This is a genomic window from Pelodictyon clathratiforme, from assembly GCF_982375515.1.
This window is the reverse complement of the sequence record NZ_OZ455102.1, coordinates 2,457,569-2,478,382: the sequence shown is the minus strand read 5'-3', so window position 1 is coordinate 2,478,382 and position 20,814 is coordinate 2,457,569. Positions and strand designations below refer to the sequence as shown.

Below are 20,814 nucleotides of genomic sequence, written 5' to 3'. Positions count from 1 at the left end.
CAATACCCCGCTGCTTGCGGCGGGGATTCTTTATCTGGCCGCTATGTCTGCTGCAAACTGTACAGATAATCCGTAGCGCGTTGTGCATGGGACGCCGCAGTAAAAATCGCCTTCTTGTCGTTCCTCAATGCCTTCAGCCATGAAGCGATATAGGCAGCATGATCCTCCCGCTGCACCAAGGTAATTTCCAGATCGGGGCAAAGAAACGCTGCGCCGATTTCGGCAACAAGCTCTTCCATCGCATAACCGGAATCCCCAAAACGCTTTTGGTCAAAACTCCGGTCAAGGCATGACGGGTGCCGAGTCCAGTGCGTGATTTCATGGGTGGCGGTAGCGTAATAGCTTTCGCTGTTTCTGAATGCCTGTAACTCTGGCAAATTTCCCCGCTCAAGTGGTAAAAGCCGCCCATAAAAACGCAAAAAAGCCGGGGATGAACCCGGCTTTTCGCTGAACTGAAGACTCTTTTCCGCCAGAAGCCTACACCTCCATGATCTCTTTCTCTTTATGGACGATCAGTTCGGTAAGCTGTTTTTCAAATTTGTGGAGCATTTCGTCTGCATCCTTTTTGCCCTTGTTCTTGTCGTCTTCGCTGATTGCTTTCGATTTTTCAAGTTTTTCAATCTCCTGAATCATGTCGCGGCGAAGGTTGCGAAGGGATACTTTTGAGTCCTCTCCAAATTTTTTGGTGAGTTTGACAAACTCTTTCCGGCGCTCTTCGGTGAGCGGAGGAATGCTGACTCTGATATTCTGGCCGTCGGCGGCAGGGTTGAGTCCGAGGTTGGCGTCGCGGATAGCTCTTTCGGTAGCCGATACCATGGATTTGTCCCAGATCTGAACAATAAGCGTGTGAACATCCAGAACACTGATGTTGCCGACCTGTTTCAGCGGCATTTGCTGGCCATAGGCTTCCACCTTGACACGGTCGAGCAGTGCGGTTGTTGCCTTTCCTGTTCTGATCGAAGCGATTTCATGCTGAAATGCCTCGATGGTTTTTTTCATCCTGGGCTCAATTTTCTGATAGACCTCCCTGACACTCATAGCGGTTCCGATGGATTAGTGTTGGTTTGCTGAAACGTGCGTCCTCTTTTATTGAGCGCTGGCCTGTGCGGCTGTTGATTTTGCAAAGCGCTTGTTGAAGCGTTCGACGCGTCCGGCGGTATCGACAAGGGTCTGCTTTCCGGTATAGAAGGGGTGGCAGTTGTTGCAGATGTCAACCTTGATGGTTGGACGGGTTGAGCGGGTGACGAAGGAGTTGCCGCAGTTGGCGCAGTTGACGGTGACTTCCTTATACTTTGGATGAATATCTTGTTTCATGACTTTCGTTGACTTTATCGTACAATAAGTGATATGGACGGCAATAAAATAGTAAAGGTGCAAATATACAAGAATTTCAATCGAGTTACAACCATTAAGATGACTGGCGCCACGTCAATTGCCTACCTGAAAGGAGTTGGCACAAAAAAGGGAGCAATTCTCAGGGAGGCCGGTATGGTGACCCTTGATGACCTGTTCGATTATTTTCCTCGTCGTTATCTCGACCGGAGCGCCATGAAGAGCATCAGTAGCCTTGCGGATGGTGAGACGGTGACGGTTGTTGGTACGGTGATCAAAACGCAGCTTGACGGAGACTCTCCCGGTCGGGCGCGTTTCAAGGCATGGCTTGGTGACCAGACGGGTGTGCTTGAACTGACCTGGTTCAGGGGTGTTCGCTATTTTTCCCGCAGCGTTGTTCAGGGAGATTCGCTTGCTGTTCATGGAAAGGTGAGCTATTTCGGCCATCATGCGCAGATGCAGCATCCCGATTATGATCGTCTCACTCCTGACCTTATTGAGTCTCGCAATGGGGAGTGCAGCGATTTTGAACTCTACAATACCGGTAAAATTATTCCGCTCTACCCGACAAACGAGGCGATGAAGCAGGCGGGTCTTGGTTCAAAGTCGTTGCGTACCCTTATTGCCCGTGCTTTTGAGCTGTGTACTCCGGGTAAAGAGGAAAATCTCACCTCCTCCATGCTTGCCGATAACAATCTGTTGCCGCTTGCGGAGGCTTATCGTGAAATGCACTTTCCCTCCTCGCATGAACAGCTCGCAAGGGCCCGTTACCGGATGAAGTGGACGGAACTGTTTTATGCCCAGCTTCTCTTTGCCCTGCGCCACAGTGAAATCAGGCGGAACCGGGCTGCGGTCAAGTTCACCCATTCCGGTGAGGTCACCCAAAAGCTCTATGCAACTCTGCCCTTTGCATTGACCGAGGCGCAGAAAACGGCGGTTCGCGAGATCTATCGGGATCTCAGAAGCGGGAGTCCGATGAATCGCCTGTTGCAGGGTGACGTTGGTTCGGGAAAAACCATTGTGGCCATGTTTGCCATGGCTCTTGCTGTCGATAACGGATTGCAGGCAGCTTTTATGGCGCCTACTGAAATTCTGGCGGTGCAGCACTATCTGGTCATGAAGCGCTTGTTCAATCCACTCGGCCTGCAGGTTGGTCTCGTGACCGGCAGGCAGAGGAAAAAAGAGCGTCAGGAGGTACTGGCGGCGCTCGGTTCGGGCGAGTTGCATATCGCGGTGGGCACTCATGCCATGATTGAGCCGGGGGTGAGCTACGCCACTCTTGGTCTTGTTATTATTGATGAACAGCACCGCTTCGGGGTATTACAGCGCAAAGCTTTTCAGGAGAAGGCGATACACCCGCATGTGCTGCTGATGACGGCGACACCGATACCGAGAACCCTTACCATGGGTGTTTTTGGTGATCTTGATGTTTCGGTTATCCGCCAGATGCCTGTCGGGCGGATACCGGTCAGGACTATTGTGCGCTCTGAAGAGGAGAAGGGGAAGGTTTATGATTTTCTCCGGGCTGAGATTGCGAAGGGACGGCAGGGTTATATTGTCTACCCTCTTGTTGAGGAGTCGGAAAAAATGGATCTGAAAGCTGCGGTTGAAAGTTATCAGGAGCTCTCTTCCACTCTTTTTGCGGATCTTCGTTCTGGGTTGATTCATGGTCAACTGAGCCCGGATGAAAAGGAGAGCGTGATGGAGCAGTTCCGGCGCGGAGAGATTGATCTGCTGGTGGGAACGACGGTGATTGAGGTTGGTGTAGATGTGCCGAATGCCACGGTCATGGTGATTGAACATGCCGAACGTTTCGGCCTTGCCCAATTGCATCAGCTCAGGGGAAGGGTTGGCCGGGGCGAGCATCGTTCAACCTGTTTTCTGCTCTATGCCAAAATGAGTGCGGATGCCCGCGAAAGGCTTTCGGCCATGGAGTCCACAACGGACGGCTTTCTTATTTCTGAAATTGATGCAAAAATAAGGGGGGCTGGAAATATTCTCGGAAAAGAACAGTCCGGAACACTGAGTGGATTAAGAGTTGCTGATCTCAACAAGGATTTTGATATCATGCAGTCGGCCCGTGCGGCGGCATTCAGGATTGTTGAAGAGGATGGCCAGTTGCGGAGTGCGGAGCATGTCATGATACGAGAGTGTTATGTCCGTCAATACCATGACCGGTTTACTCTGGCTGATATCGGGTAATTTTTTTGATAATGAAGGGGAGCGTACAGTGTGAACATGGAGCGTAAAAGAGTGGCTGGTGAGGTGATGAAAGGGATGGTTGTTGAAGTTACCGGTTCAACCTATATGGTTATTACCGATGGGGGCAAGGTATTCAGGTGCCGGACGTTCCCCGGAACGAAGACGGAGAATGATTTTTCTTCTCTCGTTGCCGTTGGTGACCGGGTGGTGCTGAAGGAGACGGAAACGGGTACGGAATTCTTTGAAGCGGTTATTACCCTCGTGGAGCGTCGGCGGAGTGCCCTGACACGAAAAAGGGATCTCCGCCGGAACCGCAGCAAGGAGAAGGTACAGGTCATTGCCGCCAATATTGATCAACTCGTTGTTGTTGTCTCTGCCTTTGATCCTCCTCTCAGTACCCGTCTTATCGACCGTTACCTTGTCTTTGCTGAATCCGAACAGTTGAAGACGGTTATTGTGGTCAACAAGATGGATCTTGAAGAGTCGCAGGAGACCAGGGAGCTGATGGAGCCCTATCGCATCCTTGATTACCGGATTCTCTACACGAGCGCCGAAGAGCAAAGCGGGATGAAAGCGCTCCGCAAGGTTCTTGCCGGCAAGCTCTCTGCTTTAAGTGGTCACTCGGGGGTCGGCAAGTCAACCCTGATCAATCAAATTTTTGGAGAGGAGCTGCTTCGAACCGGTGAAACGAATGAGAAGACCGGAAAAGGTCTTCATACCACAAGCAGTGCGATCATGCTTGCCCTTCCCCGTGGCGGCTACATCATCGATACGCCGGGGATAAGGGAGTTCAATCTCTCAGGGATTACGCGCGAAAATCTGCGATTCTATTTCAAGGAGTTTCTTCCTCATATGCCGGAGTGCGCCTACTCTTCCTGTACCCATACGGTAGAGCCGGAGTGCGGAATTCAGAAGGCTGTCAAGTCGGGCCATATTGATCCTGAGCGTTATGAGAGTTATCTTGCCATTTACGAGAGTATTGACCGCGACAGTTGACTCTCTTGCAGTAACTCCCCTGAATATCTATAGTTTTTGCCATCATAAACCATTCTGACCAATGATTTCAACCATCAATCCGGCCACTGAAGAGGTGCTTGCCGAATATCAGACCATGTCATCCTCTGAGATTGAAGCGATTATCAACCGCACTCATGGTGATTTCCTTGCATGGAGAGGGGTTTCCATGCAGGAGCGCACTCTGCTGATGAAGCGTCTTGCAGCGCTTCTCCGCGACCAGAAAGAGCATCATGCAGCGCTGATCAGTCGTGAAATGGGCAAACCCCTTGCGCAGGCGGTGGCCGAAGTGGTGAAGTGCTCCTGGGTCTGCGATTTTTACGCTGAACAGGCCTCACTTTTTTTAAAGCCGGAAGAGAGCATTCTTGATGGCGGGGCACGGGGAGTGGTGAAATTTGAGCCGTTTGGTCTGGTTCTTGGCATCATGCCGTGGAATTTTCCTTTCTGGCAGGTTTTCCGGTTTGCAGCGCCAGCCATCATGGCAGGTAACGGCATTATTGTCAAACACTCTCCCAATGTGACCGGTTCGGCCATTGCCATTGAGAAGCTCTTCCGGGAGGCAGGTTTTCCTGAAAATCTTTTCCGTACCGTGCATATTGCTCTTGACGATGTGGATCGTCTGAGTGGCTTCATGATTGATCATCCTGCTGTTGGAGCGGTATCGGTGACGGGAAGTACCGCTGCGGGCCGGGCTGTTGCAACCAAAGCGGGACGTGCCCTGAAAAAAAGCGTGCTTGAGCTTGGAGGCAGTGATCCTTATATCGTGCTTGATGATGCTGATCTTGCCCTTGCGGTTGATCAGTGCAGTGCAGCACGGCTTCTGAACAGCGGCCAGAGCTGTATTGCGGCCAAGCGCTTTATTGTGCATACCGCCGTCATGGAGCAGTTTGAAGCCCGTCTTCTGCATCGCATGAAGTCGGCGGTAATGGGCGACCCCTTCGATCCGGCGGTTGAGGTGGGGCCGATTGCGCGTTCTGATCTTCGTGATCAGCTTCACGACCAGGTCTCACGGAGCGTTGCCCAAGGTGCGCGATTGCTTTGTGGTGGAGAAATACCTTCCGGCAGAGGCTTTTTTTACCCGCCCACCATTCTCTCCGGTGTGCACAAAGGGATAGCAGTCTATAGTGAAGAGACCTTCGGGCCGGTTGCAACCCTTATTGAGGTACGGGATGATCAGGAAGCGGTTATGATTGCCAACGATACCCCTTATGGGCTGGGTTCAGCCGTTTTTTCCGGCAACACTGAGCGGGCCCTTGCCATTGCTGACCAGCTCGATGTCGGGAACTGTTTTATCAATGGCATGGTAAAATCCGATCCGCGCCTGCCCTTCGGTGGCGTTAAAGAGTCGGGATATGGTCGCGAACTTTCAAGCTACGGTATCAGGGAATTTGTCAACATCAAAGGGTTTTGCATTATCGGTGGGTGACGGGGAGGTAGAACGCACAAAAGCCCCTGCTTTTCTCGAAGCAGAGGCTTTTGATTGTATACCCGGAGCGTTCGCTAAAGCTTAAAAAGCAACAGCGAGATCTGAAAGATAGGTCTTGATTGACTGATGTTTTCCAAGGCCCAGCTTTTTGTGCATTCTGTAACGGATGCTTTCCATTCCTCTGGTTGAGATACCTACAGAGCGTCCAATCTCCTTGGTGTCGTAGTTCAGCTTGACAAGCAGGCTTATTCTCAGCTCACGCTGGTTGAGGTTTGCATGTTTTTTCTGAAGTTTTGACAAAAAGACGGAGTCAGACTCGGTCAGCTCTATGTTCAGACGCTTTTCAATGGTCTCGGTTTCAATAAGGCTCAGGCATGAATCGGTCATCGATCTTTTCACTGCAGTATCAATTTCAAGAGCATGAATCTGGTCAAGAAGATTACGCAACGCATTGGTCTTTTCTGCGATTGCCGTGGAAACTCTTGTCAGTTCCAAATCCTGGTTAGCGATTCTTGTCCGAAGGGCTCCAATTTCCTTTTCATAATCAACGACGCTTTTTGTAGTCTGTTCTGCTTGTGCGTTCATAGTATTTATCATCCTGGTTATTTTTATGGTAACATCTTTACGCTGTTCCAAATCGTTCAACCGACAAATTCTCTAAACAGCTTCGAGAATATTGCCCTTTATTATTCGAGGGTTCCTCCCAGCTCACCTCATTGCAATCAGCTTCTTTTTCCGTAACCGCTTCCAGCCGGGAGGGGGATGGAGGCTCGTTCATCCAGACTGGTATGTCTGACGTGTTACGGGAAGTAATATTGTTTTTTTTTATTAAAAAAGCAATAATTATTCGTATTTCTATAACAAAACACGTTATTTTTTTTAAAATTACAGTGCAAAAGTAAATTATCTGCGTTTCGGGAGGAATATTTTATTCTGTTTTGCCCGCTTAATACTCCATTCACTTCTTGATTGACTCCTTCATGTAGCGTTTGTTGCGGGTTCAAAGAATACCCGTATCTTGTCTGTGATGGTAATGCGCCATGAGCAAGAGAGCACACGATTCCTTTTTTTCGTTTTCAGGATGATGAACAACAGTTCCCGCTACCTTTTTATTTTTAATCCTGCGGCAGATAAAGGCCGGGCTTCACGCAAGGCGGAGTGGCTGAAGGCGCTTGTTGCCGACAGGAATGATTCCATAATGGCCACTACGGACTATGCCGGACATGCCGGAGAGATTGCCCGTTCCGGGATCAGGGAGAGCAGTTGTCTTATTGCTTGTGGCGGGGATGGTACCCTTCATGAAGTGGTCAATGCCGTTGCGGGAGAGGAACGTACGGTCGGAATTTTGCCGATCGGCTCGGCAAATGATTTTATCAAGACGCTTAATCCCCGAAAGGAACATCACAAGGGTATCGCTCATCTTTTCGAAGGGACGAGTAAAAAGGTTGATCTCGGGAGTGTCTCATTCGGTGTTGCCAATCACCGCTATTTTGTCAACTCTCTTGGTATTGGTTTTACCGGAAGAGTTGCAAAGGCTGTTAAGCGTCTCCCCTGGTTGAAAGGAGAACTTGGCTACGTGTATGCGCTTTTCAGTGTGCTTGCCGGTTATTCCTCCCTGAATATGCATATCACCATTACCCTCGAAGATTCGGTGCTGGAGCTTCATGAGCCGGTGTTCGCCTTTACGGTTTCAAACGGAAAGATCGAAGGGGGAAAATTCATCATTTCGCCCCATGCCGAGTTGTCGGATGGTTTGCTTGATATCTGTATTCTCAAAGATATTCGGAGGTACGAATTTTTTCGTTTTGTACTCAAATACCTTAATGGAACCCATATCAACGATCCGAAAATTCTCTACTGCAAGGCGAAGGCTGTAACCCTGACGTTGATGGCGCCAGAGGTGATGCATATGGATGGAGAGGTCTATGATAACATTCTCGGCAAGGTCGGTATTTCGGTTCTTCCCGACGGTATTCGTCTCCTTTGCGATCTGCTGCCCGAAGCTGAACCATAAGCAGTTATCCCTGCCTACGCCACCGTCAAGGCCCGATCCACCCCCGTACCCTCGATCCACCCCCGTAACCCCGGAACCCCGATCCACCCCCGGATCCACCCTCGATCCACCTCGTAAGGGCGGGGTCTCCCCGCCCTCATAAACCCGCATGCACCCACATACCAACAGAAACGCCGGATAATCGAAAAAAACACCCCTCCCCAAAACCGCTGTAAATCAAAGCATATATGTATATTATCACGTACATTTTCCGTTAAGATCATTCAGCAACCCCGATCCTGTTCATGAAGAATTCTGGAACAAAATTTCGCTTCAGATAACATTTTTTAAAAAAGCAAGCCGCTTTGGAAAGCCGCCGACAAGCTGCGCAAAAACATTGACGCCGCCGAATACAAACATATCGTGCTTGGGCTCATGTTCCTTAAATACATCTCCGACTCTTTCGAGGAGATGTACGCCATACTTCAGGCAGGCGAAGGTGAGTATGAGGATAGCAAAGGCTTTTGTGCCTCCGTCCCGTTGGAACGAGTGCACGAACTCGATTACGTGCTCACACCGGGGCGCTATGTTGGTCTCGCTGAAGAAGAGGATGATTTTGATTTTGCAGAACGTTTCGTCTCATTGAAGGCTGAATTTGAGGCCCAGTTGTTGGAAGAAGCTGAGCTGAACAAGGCAATTGCGGAGAATCTGGCGAGGATAAAAATATGAACACACCGCTCAACACAACAGAGTACAGGGAGTTTATCAAGGAACTCAAAAACCGGATTCAATCGGCACAACTCAAAGCTGCGGTTTCGGTCAATCAGACTATGCTTCAGTTGTACTGGGATTTGGCTGAACGCATTATTGCCCGTCAACAGGCCTCGGCCTGGGGTGACGGCATTCTCGGGCAGATAAGCCGCGATTTGCAGTCCGAATTTCCCGATATGAAAGGGTTCTCCGTGCGCAACCTGAAATATATGCGCCAGTGGTATCGGTTCTGGTCAGGAACGAATGCAATTGCGAAGCAGGCTGCTACGCAATTGAACCAATCTGCAATTGGGCAACAGCCTGTTGCCCAATTTGAAAACTCACTATTTGGGCAGCAGCTTGTTGCCCAAATACCGTGGAGTCACAATCTTGTCATCATCAGCAAGATCAAGGAGCAAGATGAAGCGCTCTTTTATGTGCAGCAAACCATTCAGAATAATTGGTCGCGGGCTGTATTAACCCACCATATCGAAAGCCGCCTCTACCAGCGCGAAGGTAAGGCAATCACCAACTTTAAGGCAACCCTGCCAGCCCCGCAATCGGATTTGGCCCAGCAAATTCTCAAAGACCCCTATAATTTCGATTTTCTTTTACTGCGAAAAAAGCACGACGAAAAAGAGCTTGAAGATGCCTTGATTGAGCATGTTACCCGATTTTTACTGGAATTTGGCGCAGGCTTTTCATATATCGGGCGGCAGTACAAGCTCGTAGTCGGTGGCGACGACTATTATATTGACCTCCTGTTCTACCATACCCGTCTGCACTGTTTTGTGGTGATTGAACTCAAAGCGGTAAAGTTCAAGCCGGAGTTTGCCGGAAAACTGAATTTTTATGTCTCGGCAGTTGATGGTATCCTGAAAACCGAACAGGATAACCCCACCATAGGCATCATCATTTGCAAGTCAAAAAATGACGTGGTGGTCGAATACGCACTCAAGGATATTCACAAGCCGATTGGTGTCAGTGAATACATGATTACCAAAAACCTGCCCGCAGAATATCAGTCATCCCTGCCGAGTATCGAACAGATTGAAGCTGAATTGGGAGGTGGCGATGAGTGAGGGATTGAGTGGGTGGCGGGGATGTAAGCTTGGGGAGCTTATAAAACTTGAATATGGAAAGGCATTACAAAATTATCGAGATGGAAAAGGTCTTTATGTTGTTTTTGGAACAAATGGAAAGATAGGCTTGACAAACTCTTTCCTATATGATAAGTCATCATTAATCATCGGAAGAAAAGGTGCATATCGAGGTGTTCATTTATCACACAATCCATTCTTTGTTATTGAGTTACAGCGTTTTATACAAAAAACATAATTGAGGATTTAGATGTTATTTATTTGATATTTACAGATAAAACTCACGCTCTTCTTGACGCTTACCCTGTCCGAGAATAATCAAATTATGAGTCCATGACAATTGTCGCACCAGTGGTGAGACTTTTTCATCGGTAAATGTCAACAAAAATGCCTCTGAATATCAGTTGGTTTGATATTGGCAACCTTTTCGGTTGAACACAGTTGCGGCATCAAACTGTAAATCTTTTTCGATTATTCTTATCTTGTCCAGAACGTCAGCTTTTGACTGTTTAGAGAGCTTCCGGTTTTTTGGGTCAACCTTTATCCCGGTTGCCTGAAGGAAACGGCCATAATCGTTATGATAAACGTCAATGAGAAAACTGACACCGCTATCAGTTATTGATTTTAAATTACGCCACTTATAAAATGCAGGTTATCGTATTTGAAGATACCAGGGTTCTGGAGCTGAGGCCTCTCGTCAATCTTAAACCGGTTTATGCTCTTTATACCGGATTTCGCTCTCTCAGGGAGAAGCTTGAGTACTCGTTGAGGGGTGAGGTGAAGCTTGCCTGGCATCTTCGACGTTATCTTGCTTCGGTGTATGCTGAACAGCATCCTGACGCAGTGGTTAACCGGCTTGAAGAGAGGGATCTGTTATTGGTCAACGGTCGTATTGTTTTTGATGATGCGGCGTGCAGGGTAATCACAGAGGGTGGGATCGATCCGGGAAGAGCGTATATGCAGGGTGATGATCTGCTGTTTGCACGGGTAGACAGCTCCCTGATTACCGATAACAACGGCCTGATGCCTGATCTTCTTGATACCTCAGCGCTTGCCGGAGAGCTTGTTACAGAGTCGGTAACGGGTTTCACGGTTATCCGTGATATCTGGGATATGATTGCGTTCCATCCTGATGAGCTTTTGCGGGATGCGGAAACGCTTGAACTTGGTCATATTCTGGGGGATGTCCACTCTTCTGTAGCCCTTGTCAATCGTTCAAATATCTATGTTGGTTCTGAAGCTGTTGTTCGGGCAGGTGCGGTTCTTGATGCCGATGACGGGTTTATAGCCGTCGGGGCTGGCGCGATTGTTGATCCGCAGGCGGTGTTGATGCAGAATGTTTTTCTTGCGCCCTGGTCGAGGGTGAAGATTGGTGCAAAACTGTACAGTAACGTTGCTGTGGGTACGGCATCGCGGGTTGGCGGTGAAATTGAAGATGCATTGATTGAGCCCTTTGTCAACAAGCAGCATGATGGTTTTTTGGGACACTCCTATATTTCCTCCTGGTGCAATCTTGGCGCCGGTACCAACACCAGTGACCTCAAGAACAATTATGGTCGGGTAAAGGTGTTGCGCAATGGCCAGTTGCAGATGACCGGCCTGCAGTTTCTCGGTCTGATGATGGGTGAACACAGCAAGAGTTCCATCAATTCGATGTTTAATACCGGAACGATTGTTGGTACAGGTTCGAACATATTTGGTTCTGGATTTCCGCCGAGGGAGGTGCCCTCTTTTTCCTGGGGCGGCATTGATGGGATCGTGCCGTATGATGTTGAAAAAGCCGTCGAAACAGCAAGAAGGGTTATGGAGCGTCGTCAGGTTGTGATGAGCCGTGCCTATGAAGCGATGTTCCGGTTTGTTGCCAGCGTGGAGAGCGCATCCCGGTTGTTTGTCTAAATTATTAAGCATGGAGAGGTATGATTCTTGTTATCGACAATTATGACTCTTTTACCTATAATCTTGTTCAGTATATCGGAGAGTCGGGGGGCTGTGTTGAGGTCTACCGCAATGATGAGCTTTCTGTTGCTGAGATTGTTGCCCTTTCACCGGAAAAGATTGTCATTTCACCGGGTCCCGGTACTCCCGATGATGCTGGTGTATCGGTGCCGCTGATTCATGCCGTCAAGGGGAAGATCCCCCTTCTCGGTGTTTGTCTGGGTCATCAGTCGATCGGCGCTGCTTTGGGGGGAAGGGTGGTGCGGGCCGCCTCTATCATGCATGGCAAGACCTCACAGGTTTACCATGACAGTCACGGGATTTTCAGCGGAGTTGACAACCCCTTTGTGGCTACCAGATATCACTCTCTCATTGTGGAGCGTGAGACGCTGCCCGACTCTTTGGTCATCCGTGCATGGACTGAGGAGGGGGTCATCATGGGGATGGATTCGGAGGAGTTTTTGCTCTATGGAGTGCAGTTTCACCCTGAATCAATCATGACCAGTGAGGGGAAAAAAATTATCAGGAATTTTCTGAAACTGTAGCATGTGATTGAGCGAGGTTGAACCTATGGACATTTATCGCCGTTCTTCAGAAAGAGAGGAGGAGGGGTCAGGCAAGGGTCTGATGCCCTCTTCGGGTTCGAGCCGGGAAACTGATTTCATGGCTGATGGATGGCGGGTGTTCAAGATCATGGCGGAGTTTGTCAGTGGCTTTGAGATGATGTCTGATGCAGCTCCGGCGGTAGCTGTTTTTGGTTCTACGCGGGTGCCAGCGGAGAGTGCTGAATATCTTCTTGCCGAGAGGCTTGGGAGTCTCCTTGCTGCTGAAGGTTTTTCGGTGATAACCGGAGGTGGGCCGGGTGTTATGGCGGCAGCGAACAAGGGAGCACAAGGCGCTGGCGGGGTATCAATCGGTTTCAATATCAAGCTTCCAAACCAGCAGCAGCCGAACAAATACATTGATCATGATAAATTGGTCAGTTTTCAGTATTTTTTTGTGCGCAAAGTGATGTTCATGAAATATGCCCAGGCATTCATCGCTTTGCCAGGTGGTTTTGGTACACTTGATGAGGTGATGGAGGCTATTACGTTGATACAGACCGGGAAGAGTGAGCGCTTTCCTGTTATATTGGTCGGAAGAAGTTACTGGGAGGGGTTTTATCGCTGGATTGAGGAGAGCATGTGCCGTGATAAGGGCTATATCCATGCTGATGATCTTGGATTCATTTATCTGGAAGATAGTCCGGACGAGGTGATAGCAATTATCAAGAGATTTTATCCGGATGGTTATTCCCTGAATTTTTAATGTTGAATCGTTGTTCTTCAAGTTTCATTTCAGCCATTGCAGGATCGTGCCGGTTTCCGTAGCCGTCAGTTGTCGTTCCGGTCTCAAGAGATAGTAGAGCTGCTGGTGAGCAGAGCCTTCGGATAGTGTTTTTCGGATTTTTGCCCTCTTTTTGTTGTTCCATGTTGAAAAATTCAGGGCATTCCGGCCTGAAGTGACGATGCCGGAGGCTAACCATGATGCTGGAGCTATCCAGGCAAGGGCGGGCCAGCGGGTTTCGTTGGAATGGCAGTCATAACAGCTCTTTTTCAGGGCGATTTTGACGTTATCAGGTGCTTGAATGGCCGAAACGGTCGGTGGGTTGATGCGTTTCAGTGGCGTGAACTGCATGAGTATCAGTACAAGCAGAGCCCAGCTTGTTGTGGATTTGAGCGAAAAAGTCATTATTACCCTGAAGTGCTGAACGCAATTCCTGTTAATCTTAAAAAAGTGTTATTGTGATATTTCCTTGTGAAAAAGCCGTATGGTATCATCTTCCTCAAATCAGGGCTGATCTTGCTATTGAATTGGTGAAAACGGGGTTGACCCAGTCGCAGGCGGCGAAAAAGCTTGGCGTTACGCCTGCTGCTGTCTCCCAGTATATTCATAAAAAACGGGGCATGCAATTGCTGAAAAGCATAAACTACCGCAAGGAGATTGATATTGCAGTTCAGAAAATCCTTGAAGATGCCTCCTCCAATGATCTTCATCGGATTGTCTGCAACTGCTGTCGTCTGCTGCAAGAGGAGGGTGAACATGTTGTGTGCGGTGGTGATTAAAGCTTGTGATTTCTATAGTTCCACGATAATATGCGCTTCAGTTGCGTGACCGTTCAACAGATTTTTCAGGGTGTCAATCAGCTCTGTGCCGTATTTATTGAGAAAATAAAAAATATTGATCAGTCGCTCCTGGGGTAATCCGTCCGGAAAAAGGGCAGTTTCTGCTTTCAGGATTTGCTCAAGAAGCTCTTCATGTTTGCGTCTGCTCGCTTTCCAGGTTTTCTGTTCAATATTTTCGATAATTTTTGCTGACTGTACCGTTGATGCTGCCAGAAGTGGTTCAAGAGTGGGATCAATTTTGGAAAGCAAGGGCCCGAGGGCGGCCAACGCCCGACGGATCTCTGTTTTTGTCTCTTCGAACAAAGTCTCAAGCTGCGGGTTTTCCGTGACGCCAACCGCATTTTTTTTCAATTGCTGAAGGTCGCCGAAGACGGCATGGTAAATTTGTTTGCGTGAAACACCTGGTTTTCCGATAACCTGGAGCAGTTTGTCCATGATCCGGCTTATTTTCGGTTCGACCAGCGTAAAACTCCCCCTCGGAATGATAAAGGGCATGCTGATGCCAAAGTGCTCGTAGTTTTTTCGGTATTGCGCAAGGTAGCTGATCTCACCAGGTCCGGCAATACAGGCAAAGGTCGGCAGGACGAAGTCCTGGATAATCGGTCGGAGAACGACGTTGGGGCTGAACTGTTCAGGGTGATCCTGACAGAGTTCAAGGAATTGGTGTTTTGAATAACGCTGTTTGTCGGGCAGAATTGAAAAAGAGTCTTCTGAAGGGTGTTCAATTTTCTGGCGCTGGCCAAGATGGTTGACGTGAAAAAGATTGACGGTTCTCGGTTTTGTTTGTGCTGTATAGCCGAGATTTTCGAGGCAGGAGCTTTGTGCAACCACATTGTAGGAGGAGGCCGGTGAAGATGAGAGCTCCCGTAAAAAAATCCTGGATGAAAGTTGCTTGAAATCGGGATCCTGGCTTGAAAGCAGAATCAAGGGTTGCTCCCTGAAGAGACGCATCATGGTGCATGCAAAGCTCATCTCAAAGGTATTGCCCGGATAATAAAACTCTCTGAGCATCTCCGAGACCTCTTTTTTGTAGGTCGTCTCTGGCAGCAGTCGAAGATACTCTTCAACGGTGCGGCTGATCTCTTCTCCGAAGCAACTGTTGGCAACCATCTGGTTTGGCAGACGCCGGTATGGCTCTTCCTTGAAATGAACGACCTGATTTTCAGAAAAAATTGCGGTTTGGGCCGATTCGTCATAGTCATGGTCTTCACCCTCAAGCCAGAAAATCGGTACAAAATCGTATTCAGGAAAGAGCGCTTTTTGTCGTTTTGCAAAAATAATGGCGGTCAGAGCTTTGTAGATGGTATAGATCGGACCGGTAAAAAGGCCGAGTTGCTGACCGGTAACGATGGCCATGCATCGAGGGGATCGCAGTTTTTCAATCTCCCGGAGGTGAAGCGCGGTCGCGCCGTAGCGGGTGTTTTGCCTCGAAAGCAGTCGCACAAGGCTCTCCCTCTCAAACGTTCTCGATCCGAGCAGTCCAAGTTGCCGATAGTAATCAGCCTCTTTCTGGTAATCGAGGTGAAAACAGGCAGCGATCAATTCCGAGCGTTCTGAGCTTTCCGATGTATAGTCACGGAAAAGCTTCGAAAATCCTTTTTTGGGTGTCAGGATATGTTTGTATTCAAGCAGATAGGTATTCACTCTTTTACTTTTGCAGGTTCCATTGTTCAAGGGTTCCGATAAACGGATGGTTGGTCAGATCACAGGAGAGAGGTGTGACGGTTACATAGTTTTGCCGTATGGCAAATTCATCTTTGCGCAAGCTCTCATCAAGCAGGCGCAGGGTTCCATTCAACCAGTAGTAGGGGTTGCCGAACATATCGTTTCGTTCAATGGCATCCTCTTCCCAGCGTGAACGTCCCTGTTCGGTAATTACGATGCCGGTGATCCCGGATTCCGGAACATTTGGAATATTGACGGAAAGAATGGTGTCGGGCGGCAGCCCTTCAAGAAGCACTTTTTTTGCCAGTTTGCGTGCAAATTTTCCTGCATAGGTAAAATCGGCATGTTCATAGGTGGTCAGCGAAAAGGCCAGTGAAGTGATTCCCTGAATAGCGCCTTCAAGAGCGGCTCCGATGGTGCCGGAATAGAGGGTATTTGTTGCGGTGTTGCTGCCGTAATTGATACCTGAAACAATAAGGTCTGGTTTTGAGGGCAGGATATGGCTCAGTGCAACCTTGATGCAGTCAACAGGGGTTCCTGATACCGTGTATCCGAAAAATCGGTTGTTTTTCATGAATTTTTTGATGCGCAGCGGAACGCCGAGGGTCATGGCATGACTCATGCCGCTGTGTGGTTCGGCAGGCGCAACAACCGTAACCCTGCCGATTTTTTTCATTGCGGCTGCCAGAACATGAATCCCCTCACCCTCGATGCCATCATCATTACAAACCAGTATATGAGGTTTTTGTGCTGTATCGACGTTTTCTGGTTCGTTTTTCATAAGCGTGTTTCTGATTCTGATGTGTGGTACCTGTAACTTCAGGCGCGTAAAAATACATAAAAGTTTGGCTCAAAAGTTGTGACCGATACTGAAATAAAAAATGGTATCTGAAAATTGTAATGATGCTGTTTCTTTAATGGGATCTTTTTCGGGAAATGGAACCGTTTTTGAAACCGTAAATCTTGCCGGGCCAAGAGGGGTTTCCCATATGATGCTGCTTCCATAGCCATGAATAAGGTGCGCCAGGGAGATATCGTTCTGCTCTTCCCAGATATTCCCGACATTGTAGTGCAGGAGCAGTGATGCCGGAAAGAGAATGGCGAATGAGGGCTTGTAGCGCAGATGCATTCCGGCAGCAGCCATGTTATTGCAGGGAAGATAGTTTTCTTTCAAGCCGATGAAGCGCTGACTGTAGGTTGTTCCCGGCCCTCCAAGGAAGAATTTCTCTGACAGTGGCATGTTGCTGCTGCTCAGTCCGAAAAGGCCCGTGAGTTGCAGTGTCGTTTTCTTTCCGAGATGGATATTTTCTTCGTGGTTACCCGATACCTGCCAGAATATATCGTGATTGTCGAGCAGTATCGGAGTCATCGAATATCTGATGTTGGTATAGCTTCCCGTGGAGGGAATCAGTGGGTTGTCTCTTGAGTCAAGGGTAAACTGTGCTCCCACAGAGAGCATGTTGGTTGTTGCTGTCTTCAGCAGGGTGTCGTTATGTTTTTCAGCATAGGATTGTGCATTTTGCAGGGTCATGTCGGCTATAAATTGTCCGTTTTTTCGGATTCTCACACCGAAAGCCGGACTGAAGCCATATTTCTGGATTCCGTAATTTATTGTTTCGCCTGCGGTATTGCACTGTTCGAACAGATGCTGGTCATAAAAAAGGCGTGAGGAGATCGTCAAATGGGAGGGGCCTATGCGTGGCATATTGAACTCCATGTTGACGAGGTTGTTCTTTCTTCCTGCTTTCAGCCAGCCACCGATTGAGCTTGTTGTCCCTGCGAGATTTTCGTTTCTGACATCAAGAAGAAACTGGGCATTGTTTGTTTCATCATAGCGCAACCCGAGCCGAAGTACTGACGATGGTTTTTCCTCAAGAGAAAATCTCAGGAGCGTACGCTCGTCGGGATGCAATGTCGCGGGTGATTCTGTTGAGATGGAGACATTGCTGAAGGAGCCGGTGTCGTAAAGATTATCGACAGACTCTTCGGCATTTTGGATGCTGAGCGATTGCGTGGTATCGATTTTGATTTCGCGCTCTACAGGAGTGATGCCGGTGATATTTTTGTCCCGGCGTATGTCGATACCATCCACTTTTCCCGATGAAACGTTTACCTGGAGTTTGCCACTCTCTATTGCTGTGCTGTTGATGGTGACAAGGCTGTACCCTTTTTCCCGGTATTTTTTTACCAGCGCTTCAAGAGCCCTTGTGCCAGCCTCATTGGTGTAGAGTCGGTTTACTATTGGCTTGAAGCAGGTGTCGATCTCTTCGGATGCAAGTGCTTCGGCGGGCCCTCCGCTGACAGTTACCGTCCGTATTGCCGGAAGCGGTGCAAGGTGGAAGAGAACTGTCTGGCGTCGGCTGTCCAGTTCGGCATAGACGCTGGTGAAGAGATCCGTTTCGAGGAGTTCCTGAAGGCTCTGATTGAGATCCGTTGCATGGTGAATAATGGATGACACAAGAAGGTAGTGTTCCCGGAATTCGGGGCCCTCTCCAGCAAACAGAAGGCTTTTTGCATACTTCCCGATTGCAGTGCCGTGTGGAGTTTTGTTCTCTATACTGCGTTTGATAATGCTTGCTGAAATTTTCCCTTTGGTATAACCGGCATCAACAAGAGCCTTGATATCTGAAAAATCGGTTGCCTTATGGTTCTCGAGGTCAGGAGTGATGATGATGTTTGCTTTTGCCAACTGTGCAGGATATTGCTGCATGGTCAGAATGGTCATCGTCTGATCGGCCGCCTTCCAGGGCAGATCAAGTTCTCCGCCGGTTGCGTACATGCTTCCGTGTGTATCGACGGCAACTTTGTATTGCACGTTGACCGTGTTGAGTTCATCGACCGGAAGATTTGCAACGAGTCCGCCATCAACGAGTTGATAGCCATCACGGAGAATCGGTTCAAAGAGAATCGGAACGGTGCTGCTTGCCCGTATTGCTTCAGAGAGTGAGCCTGTGGTGAGGGTGATCCGTTTTCCTGAAACCAGATCGGTCGCAACAGCCCTGAAATTGACAGGAAGGGTAGAGAAATCCCCTGACGTTTTATAAAGGGCGTTTAAAACCAGAAGGTCGAGAGTTTTTGTGAGCGGCTGAGCGGAATTAAGCGACTTGGGCATCAGAAGTTTCAGCTTGTCGAAGCGGATAGCGATTGAGGCGCGGTCACGGATTTTTTGCTGTTCAAGAAAGATGTTGGAGCGGCTGTAATCTTTCTGGAGCGTGACCATGGATTGCCAGTTCAGGCTATGGGCAAGCGTTTCAAGTTCATCCGGGCTGTATCCGCAACTGTAGAGCGCTCCAATAATGGCACCCATGCTTGTGCCGGCAATAAAATCAACAGGAACCCTCTCTTCATCAAGAGCTTTGAGGAGCCCTATCTGTGAAAGAGCGTTGGCGCCGCCTCCTGACAAGGCAAGCCCGACGCTTTTTCTTGCTGCTCTCATGGCGTGATGCAGTGCAAAACGGCGCACGGGAAGCTTCAAAGTGTCGGGATAGACAAGGGCAGGGGAGGCTGGCGAAGCCAAAACCGGTGAAGGCGCCATTATTTCCGGCAAAAGGGCAGCTATCAGAGCTGCAAGGTACAAAACGGATCTGAGGTTCAGCAATGGTGATGCTCCTGGTTCATAAGCCTGTGATAAGGGTTGTTTCTGGCAACTGCTTTTGAGAATCTCCTGTGGACTTCATATCTTCAGCTTTAATGTATAACCTTTACATCTTATTTTGAATAATGGCATGGTTTAAACGGGTAAAACCATCAATACGTCCAACCGACAAACGTGATATGCCGGAAGGGTTGTGGTGGAAATGTGAAGAGTGTGGAGCGATGCTTCATAAAAAACAGTTTGAAGATCATTTCTTTACCTGTGCGGAATGCGGTCACCATTTCAGAATATCTCCCTATAAATATTTTTCGATCCTCTTCGACGACGACAAGTATGTCGAGTTTGATGATCATCTGCGGTCAGCCGATCCTCTTGGCTTTGTCGATACCAAAAAATATCCCGACAGGGTGCATGATACCATTGAAAAAAGTGGAAAAACGGAAGCCTGCCGTAATGCTCATGGAGAGAGTGGAGGCCGCCCCCTTGTTGTATCAGCGATGGATTTTGGTTTTATCGGTGGTTCCATGGGCTCTGTTGTCGGTGAAAAAATAGCGCGAGCCGTCGACAAGTCGCTTGAGCTGGACGCTCCTCTTCTTGTGATTTCCCAGTCAGGCGGAGCCCGGATGATGGAGGGCGCCTTCAGTCTCATGCAGATGGCCAAAACTGCTGCGCGACTTACCCGGCTGAGCGAAAGAAAACTGCCGTTTGTTTCACTGATGACCGACCCGACCATGGGTGGTATCAGCGCCTCTTTTGCCATGCTTGGCGATATCAATATCAGTGAGCCGAAAGCCCTTATCGGGTTTGCCGGTCCAAGAGTGATCCGCGATACCATCAAAAGGGATCTGCCGGAAGGGTTTCAGCGAGCCGAATTTTTGCTGGAACAGGGCTTTCTCGATCGTGTTATTCATCGCCGTGATCTGAAAAATGAGCTGGTCACTCTGTTTTCCATGCTGAAGGTTTAGCGCCAGGCAAGCGCGGTTGCCGTAACAGGGAATTGTTCCATGAAAATTTTTTTGATGGCAAGGGCAATTTCCTGGTGTTCCTGCTGTGTGCTTTTATCGGTTCGCACCTCCAGATAGTGGATCCAGCTTCTGACAGAGCCCTTCATATAAAGTTTTGTCTGCGTTGCCATCGGCAGGAGTACTCGTGCACACTCTTTGGCGATTCCCTTTTCAAGAGCTTCATTGTACGTTTCAAGCGTCATTTGGGCAACACGTTCCTGTGCCTTATCAAACCACTCTTTTGTGGCTTCATCAAGATCATTCAGCGAGTGCTGCCGGTTTTTGCTGTCCTGACGTCTTGGCTGGTATCGCTCAATCTCCTGGGCTTTGGCATACCGTTGTGAGAACTCCTGGAACTGAAAACTTCTATGGCGCAGAATCTGCGGCGAAATGGCTCTTGATGTCACAATTTCCACCGTCATGTCCACCATTTCAAAGACACTCCAGTGCTTGTGCGCTATACAGTAAGCGAGCAGCTTTTCATAATCGGGAGTCTCCTGATGAGGGCTCGATACTCTTGCGCAGTATGCGATAAGCCCTTCCGGGGAGAGCGGCTGACCCTCAACCTTGATCAGTGGAGAGGTGACCGAGATGAGCCGTACCTGCATGTTCCTTAATGGTTTTGTTGTTTTT

General features: G+C 48.8%; 22 protein-coding genes and 1 pseudogene. 13 read left to right on the top strand and 10 right to left on the bottom strand.

Going from position 1 to position 20,814, the window contains the following annotated elements; genetic code table 11:
- Window positions 1–41: 41 nt before the first annotated feature.
- From AC56AD_RS12130 to rpmE, 3 genes are all read right to left on the bottom strand, one after another.
- On the bottom strand, window positions 42–377 hold the full coding sequence (locus AC56AD_RS12130; protein WP_150085701.1) for a zincin-like metallopeptidase domain-containing protein: 336 nt from the start codon (window positions 375–377) through the stop codon (window positions 42–44).
- A 100-nt stretch (window positions 378–477) separates the two neighbouring features.
- Window positions 478–1,038 (bottom strand): ribosome recycling factor, encoded by a 561-nt coding sequence (gene frr / locus AC56AD_RS12125; RefSeq protein WP_012509066.1) that lies wholly within the window; start codon window positions 1,036–1,038, stop codon window positions 478–480.
- 48 nt (window positions 1,039–1,086) lie between these two features.
- A complete protein-coding gene (rpmE, locus tag AC56AD_RS12120) occupies window positions 1,087–1,314 on the bottom strand; it encodes a 50S ribosomal protein L31 (RefSeq protein ID WP_012509065.1) in 228 nt (75 codons plus the stop codon).
- A 99-nt stretch (window positions 1,315–1,413) separates the two neighbouring features.
- Between rpmE and recG the strand changes: the two genes are divergently transcribed.
- The 3 genes from recG to AC56AD_RS12105 all read left to right on the top strand — a co-directional run bounded on the left by recG (window position 1,414) and on the right by AC56AD_RS12105 (window position 5,974).
- Window positions 1,414–3,534 carry an ATP-dependent DNA helicase RecG gene (gene recG, locus AC56AD_RS12115; RefSeq protein WP_012509064.1) on the top strand — a complete coding sequence of 707 codons (2,121 nt, stop codon included), beginning with the start codon at window positions 1,414–1,416 and terminating at the stop codon, window positions 3,532–3,534.
- Between the two features lie 36 nt (window positions 3,535–3,570).
- Window positions 3,571–4,530, top strand: a complete 960-nt coding sequence (gene rsgA / locus AC56AD_RS12110; RefSeq protein ID WP_012509063.1) for a ribosome small subunit-dependent GTPase A — start codon at window positions 3,571–3,573, stop codon at window positions 4,528–4,530.
- Between the two features lie 61 nt (window positions 4,531–4,591).
- The gene (locus tag AC56AD_RS12105; protein WP_012509062.1) at window positions 4,592–5,974 is read left to right on the top strand and encodes an NAD-dependent succinate-semialdehyde dehydrogenase; all 1,383 of its coding nucleotides are present in this window, start codon (window positions 4,592–4,594) and stop codon (window positions 5,972–5,974) included.
- Between the two features lie 81 nt (window positions 5,975–6,055).
- Here AC56AD_RS12105 and AC56AD_RS12100 read toward each other — a convergent pair whose 3' ends face one another.
- Window positions 6,056–6,559, bottom strand: a complete 504-nt coding sequence (locus AC56AD_RS12100) for a helix-turn-helix transcriptional regulator (RefSeq protein WP_012509061.1) — start codon at window positions 6,557–6,559, stop codon at window positions 6,056–6,058.
- A gap of 442 nt (window positions 6,560–7,001) precedes the next feature.
- Between AC56AD_RS12100 and AC56AD_RS12095 the strand changes: the two genes are divergently transcribed.
- From AC56AD_RS12095 to AC56AD_RS12075, 5 genes and pseudogenes are all read left to right on the top strand, one after another.
- Window positions 7,002–7,988: a diacylglycerol/lipid kinase family protein gene (locus tag AC56AD_RS12095; protein ID WP_223294043.1), complete on the top strand. Its 987-nt coding sequence runs from the start codon at window positions 7,002–7,004 to the stop codon at window positions 7,986–7,988.
- A gap of 363 nt (window positions 7,989–8,351) precedes the next feature.
- Window positions 8,352–8,396, top strand: a pseudogene (locus AC56AD_RS12090) (hypothetical protein); the annotation flags it as partial.
- Between the two features lie 6 nt (window positions 8,397–8,402).
- Window positions 8,403–8,696 (top strand): N-6 DNA methylase, encoded by a 294-nt coding sequence (locus tag AC56AD_RS12085; RefSeq protein ID WP_499052167.1) that lies wholly within the window; start codon window positions 8,403–8,405, stop codon window positions 8,694–8,696.
- Window positions 8,693–9,799 (top strand): PDDEXK nuclease domain-containing protein, encoded by a 1,107-nt coding sequence (locus AC56AD_RS12080; protein ID WP_012509059.1) that lies wholly within the window; start codon window positions 8,693–8,695, stop codon window positions 9,797–9,799. Before AC56AD_RS12085 ends, AC56AD_RS12080 begins: the two co-directional genes overlap by 4 nt.
- Window positions 9,792–10,055: a restriction endonuclease subunit S domain-containing protein gene (locus tag AC56AD_RS12075; protein ID WP_012509058.1), complete on the top strand. Its 264-nt coding sequence runs from the start codon at window positions 9,792–9,794 to the stop codon at window positions 10,053–10,055. The genes AC56AD_RS12080 and AC56AD_RS12075 overlap by 8 nt, the downstream gene beginning before the upstream one ends.
- Before the next feature lie 30 nt (window positions 10,056–10,085).
- Here AC56AD_RS12075 and AC56AD_RS12070 read toward each other — a convergent pair whose 3' ends face one another.
- On the bottom strand, window positions 10,086–10,166 hold the full coding sequence (locus AC56AD_RS12070) for a hypothetical protein (RefSeq protein ID WP_499052212.1): 81 nt from the start codon (window positions 10,164–10,166) through the stop codon (window positions 10,086–10,088).
- A 296-nt stretch (window positions 10,167–10,462) separates the two neighbouring features.
- Between AC56AD_RS12070 and AC56AD_RS12065 the strand changes: the two genes are divergently transcribed.
- Genes AC56AD_RS12065 through AC56AD_RS12055 form a run of 3 tightly spaced genes read left to right on the top strand, consistent with a single transcriptional unit; the run spans window position 10,463 to window position 13,060 of the window.
- The gene (locus AC56AD_RS12065; RefSeq protein WP_012509057.1) at window positions 10,463–11,713 is read left to right on the top strand and encodes a GlmU family protein; all 1,251 of its coding nucleotides are present in this window, start codon (window positions 10,463–10,465) and stop codon (window positions 11,711–11,713) included.
- Between the two features lie 20 nt (window positions 11,714–11,733).
- The gene (locus AC56AD_RS12060) at window positions 11,734–12,297 is read left to right on the top strand and encodes an aminodeoxychorismate/anthranilate synthase component II (protein ID WP_012509056.1); all 564 of its coding nucleotides are present in this window, start codon (window positions 11,734–11,736) and stop codon (window positions 12,295–12,297) included.
- Between the two features lie 25 nt (window positions 12,298–12,322).
- A complete protein-coding gene (locus AC56AD_RS12055) occupies window positions 12,323–13,060 on the top strand; it encodes an LOG family protein (protein ID WP_012509055.1) in 738 nt (245 codons plus the stop codon).
- A gap of 24 nt (window positions 13,061–13,084) precedes the next feature.
- On the opposite strand, the gene AC56AD_RS12050 is transcribed toward AC56AD_RS12055, so the two are convergent.
- Window positions 13,085–13,483 (bottom strand): heme-binding domain-containing protein, encoded by a 399-nt coding sequence (locus AC56AD_RS12050; RefSeq protein WP_012509054.1) that lies wholly within the window; start codon window positions 13,481–13,483, stop codon window positions 13,085–13,087.
- Window positions 13,484–13,536: 53 nt separating this feature from the next.
- Here AC56AD_RS12050 and AC56AD_RS12045 point away from each other — a divergent pair, with 53 nt between their 5' ends.
- Window positions 13,537–13,857, top strand: a complete 321-nt coding sequence (locus AC56AD_RS12045; protein ID WP_012509053.1) for a transcriptional regulator — start codon at window positions 13,537–13,539, stop codon at window positions 13,855–13,857.
- 12 nt (window positions 13,858–13,869) lie between these two features.
- Here the strand turns inward: AC56AD_RS12045 and bshC are convergent, their stop codons facing one another.
- From bshC to AC56AD_RS12030, 3 genes are all read right to left on the bottom strand, one after another.
- Window positions 13,870–15,561, bottom strand: coding sequence for a bacillithiol biosynthesis cysteine-adding enzyme BshC (gene bshC / locus AC56AD_RS12040; RefSeq protein ID WP_012509052.1), 1,692 nt, complete (start codon window positions 15,559–15,561; stop codon window positions 13,870–13,872).
- A 4-nt stretch (window positions 15,562–15,565) separates the two neighbouring features.
- Window positions 15,566–16,363 carry a 5'/3'-nucleotidase SurE gene (gene surE / locus AC56AD_RS12035; protein ID WP_012509051.1) on the bottom strand — a complete coding sequence of 266 codons (798 nt, stop codon included), beginning with the start codon at window positions 16,361–16,363 and terminating at the stop codon, window positions 15,566–15,568.
- Between the two features lie 69 nt (window positions 16,364–16,432).
- Window positions 16,433–19,117: a BamA/TamA family outer membrane protein gene (locus AC56AD_RS12030; protein WP_012509050.1), complete on the bottom strand. Its 2,685-nt coding sequence runs from the start codon at window positions 19,115–19,117 to the stop codon at window positions 16,433–16,435.
- Window positions 19,118–19,302: 185 nt separating this feature from the next.
- On the opposite strand from AC56AD_RS12030, the gene accD reads away from it, so the two are divergent.
- Complete coding sequence (gene accD / locus AC56AD_RS12025) at window positions 19,303–20,142, top strand: acetyl-CoA carboxylase, carboxyltransferase subunit beta (RefSeq protein ID WP_012509049.1); 840 nt, start codon at window positions 19,303–19,305, stop codon at window positions 20,140–20,142.
- Here the strand turns inward: accD and thyX are convergent.
- Window positions 20,139–20,789, bottom strand: a complete 651-nt coding sequence (gene thyX, locus AC56AD_RS12020; RefSeq protein WP_012509048.1) for an FAD-dependent thymidylate synthase — start codon at window positions 20,787–20,789, stop codon at window positions 20,139–20,141. The two genes, accD and thyX, sit on opposite strands and share 4 nt — an antisense overlap.
- Window positions 20,790–20,814: the final 25 nt, after the last annotated feature.

Coding starts and splice junctions, on each gene's coding strand:
- AC56AD_RS12065 (WP_012509057.1), top strand. CDS start 10,463: ATGCAGGTTATCGTATTTGAAGATACCAGGGTTCTGGAGCTGAGGCCT.
- AC56AD_RS12105 (WP_012509062.1), top strand. CDS start 4,592: ATGATTTCAACCATCAATCCGGCCACTGAAGAGGTGCTTGCCGAATAT.
- thyX (WP_012509048.1), bottom strand. CDS start 20,789: ATGCAGGTACGGCTCATCTCGGTCACCTCTCCACTGATCAAGGTTGAG.
- accD (WP_012509049.1), top strand. CDS start 19,303: ATGGCATGGTTTAAACGGGTAAAACCATCAATACGTCCAACCGACAAA.
- rsgA (WP_012509063.1), top strand. CDS start 3,571: ATGGAGCGTAAAAGAGTGGCTGGTGAGGTGATGAAAGGGATGGTTGTT.
- surE (WP_012509051.1), bottom strand. CDS start 16,363: ATGAAAAACGAACCAGAAAACGTCGATACAGCACAAAAACCTCATATA.
- AC56AD_RS12055 (WP_012509055.1), top strand. CDS start 12,323: ATGGACATTTATCGCCGTTCTTCAGAAAGAGAGGAGGAGGGGTCAGGC.
- AC56AD_RS12030 (WP_012509050.1), bottom strand. CDS start 19,117: ATGGCGCCTTCACCGGTTTTGGCTTCGCCAGCCTCCCCTGCCCTTGTC.
- AC56AD_RS12075 (WP_012509058.1), top strand. CDS start 9,792: ATGAGTGAGGGATTGAGTGGGTGGCGGGGATGTAAGCTTGGGGAGCTT.
- rpmE (WP_012509065.1), bottom strand. CDS start 1,314: ATGAAACAAGATATTCATCCAAAGTATAAGGAAGTCACCGTCAACTGC.
- AC56AD_RS12085 (WP_499052167.1), top strand. CDS start 8,403: ATGTTCCTTAAATACATCTCCGACTCTTTCGAGGAGATGTACGCCATA.
- AC56AD_RS12080 (WP_012509059.1), top strand. CDS start 8,693: ATGAACACACCGCTCAACACAACAGAGTACAGGGAGTTTATCAAGGAA.
- AC56AD_RS12095 (WP_223294043.1), top strand. CDS start 7,002: ATGGTAATGCGCCATGAGCAAGAGAGCACACGATTCCTTTTTTTCGTT.
- frr (WP_012509066.1), bottom strand. CDS start 1,038: ATGAGTGTCAGGGAGGTCTATCAGAAAATTGAGCCCAGGATGAAAAAA.
- AC56AD_RS12100 (WP_012509061.1), bottom strand. CDS start 6,559: ATGAACGCACAAGCAGAACAGACTACAAAAAGCGTCGTTGATTATGAA.
- AC56AD_RS12050 (WP_012509054.1), bottom strand. CDS start 13,483: ATGACTTTTTCGCTCAAATCCACAACAAGCTGGGCTCTGCTTGTACTG.
- AC56AD_RS12060 (WP_012509056.1), top strand. CDS start 11,734: ATGATTCTTGTTATCGACAATTATGACTCTTTTACCTATAATCTTGTT.
- recG (WP_012509064.1), top strand. CDS start 1,414: ATGACTGGCGCCACGTCAATTGCCTACCTGAAAGGAGTTGGCACAAAA.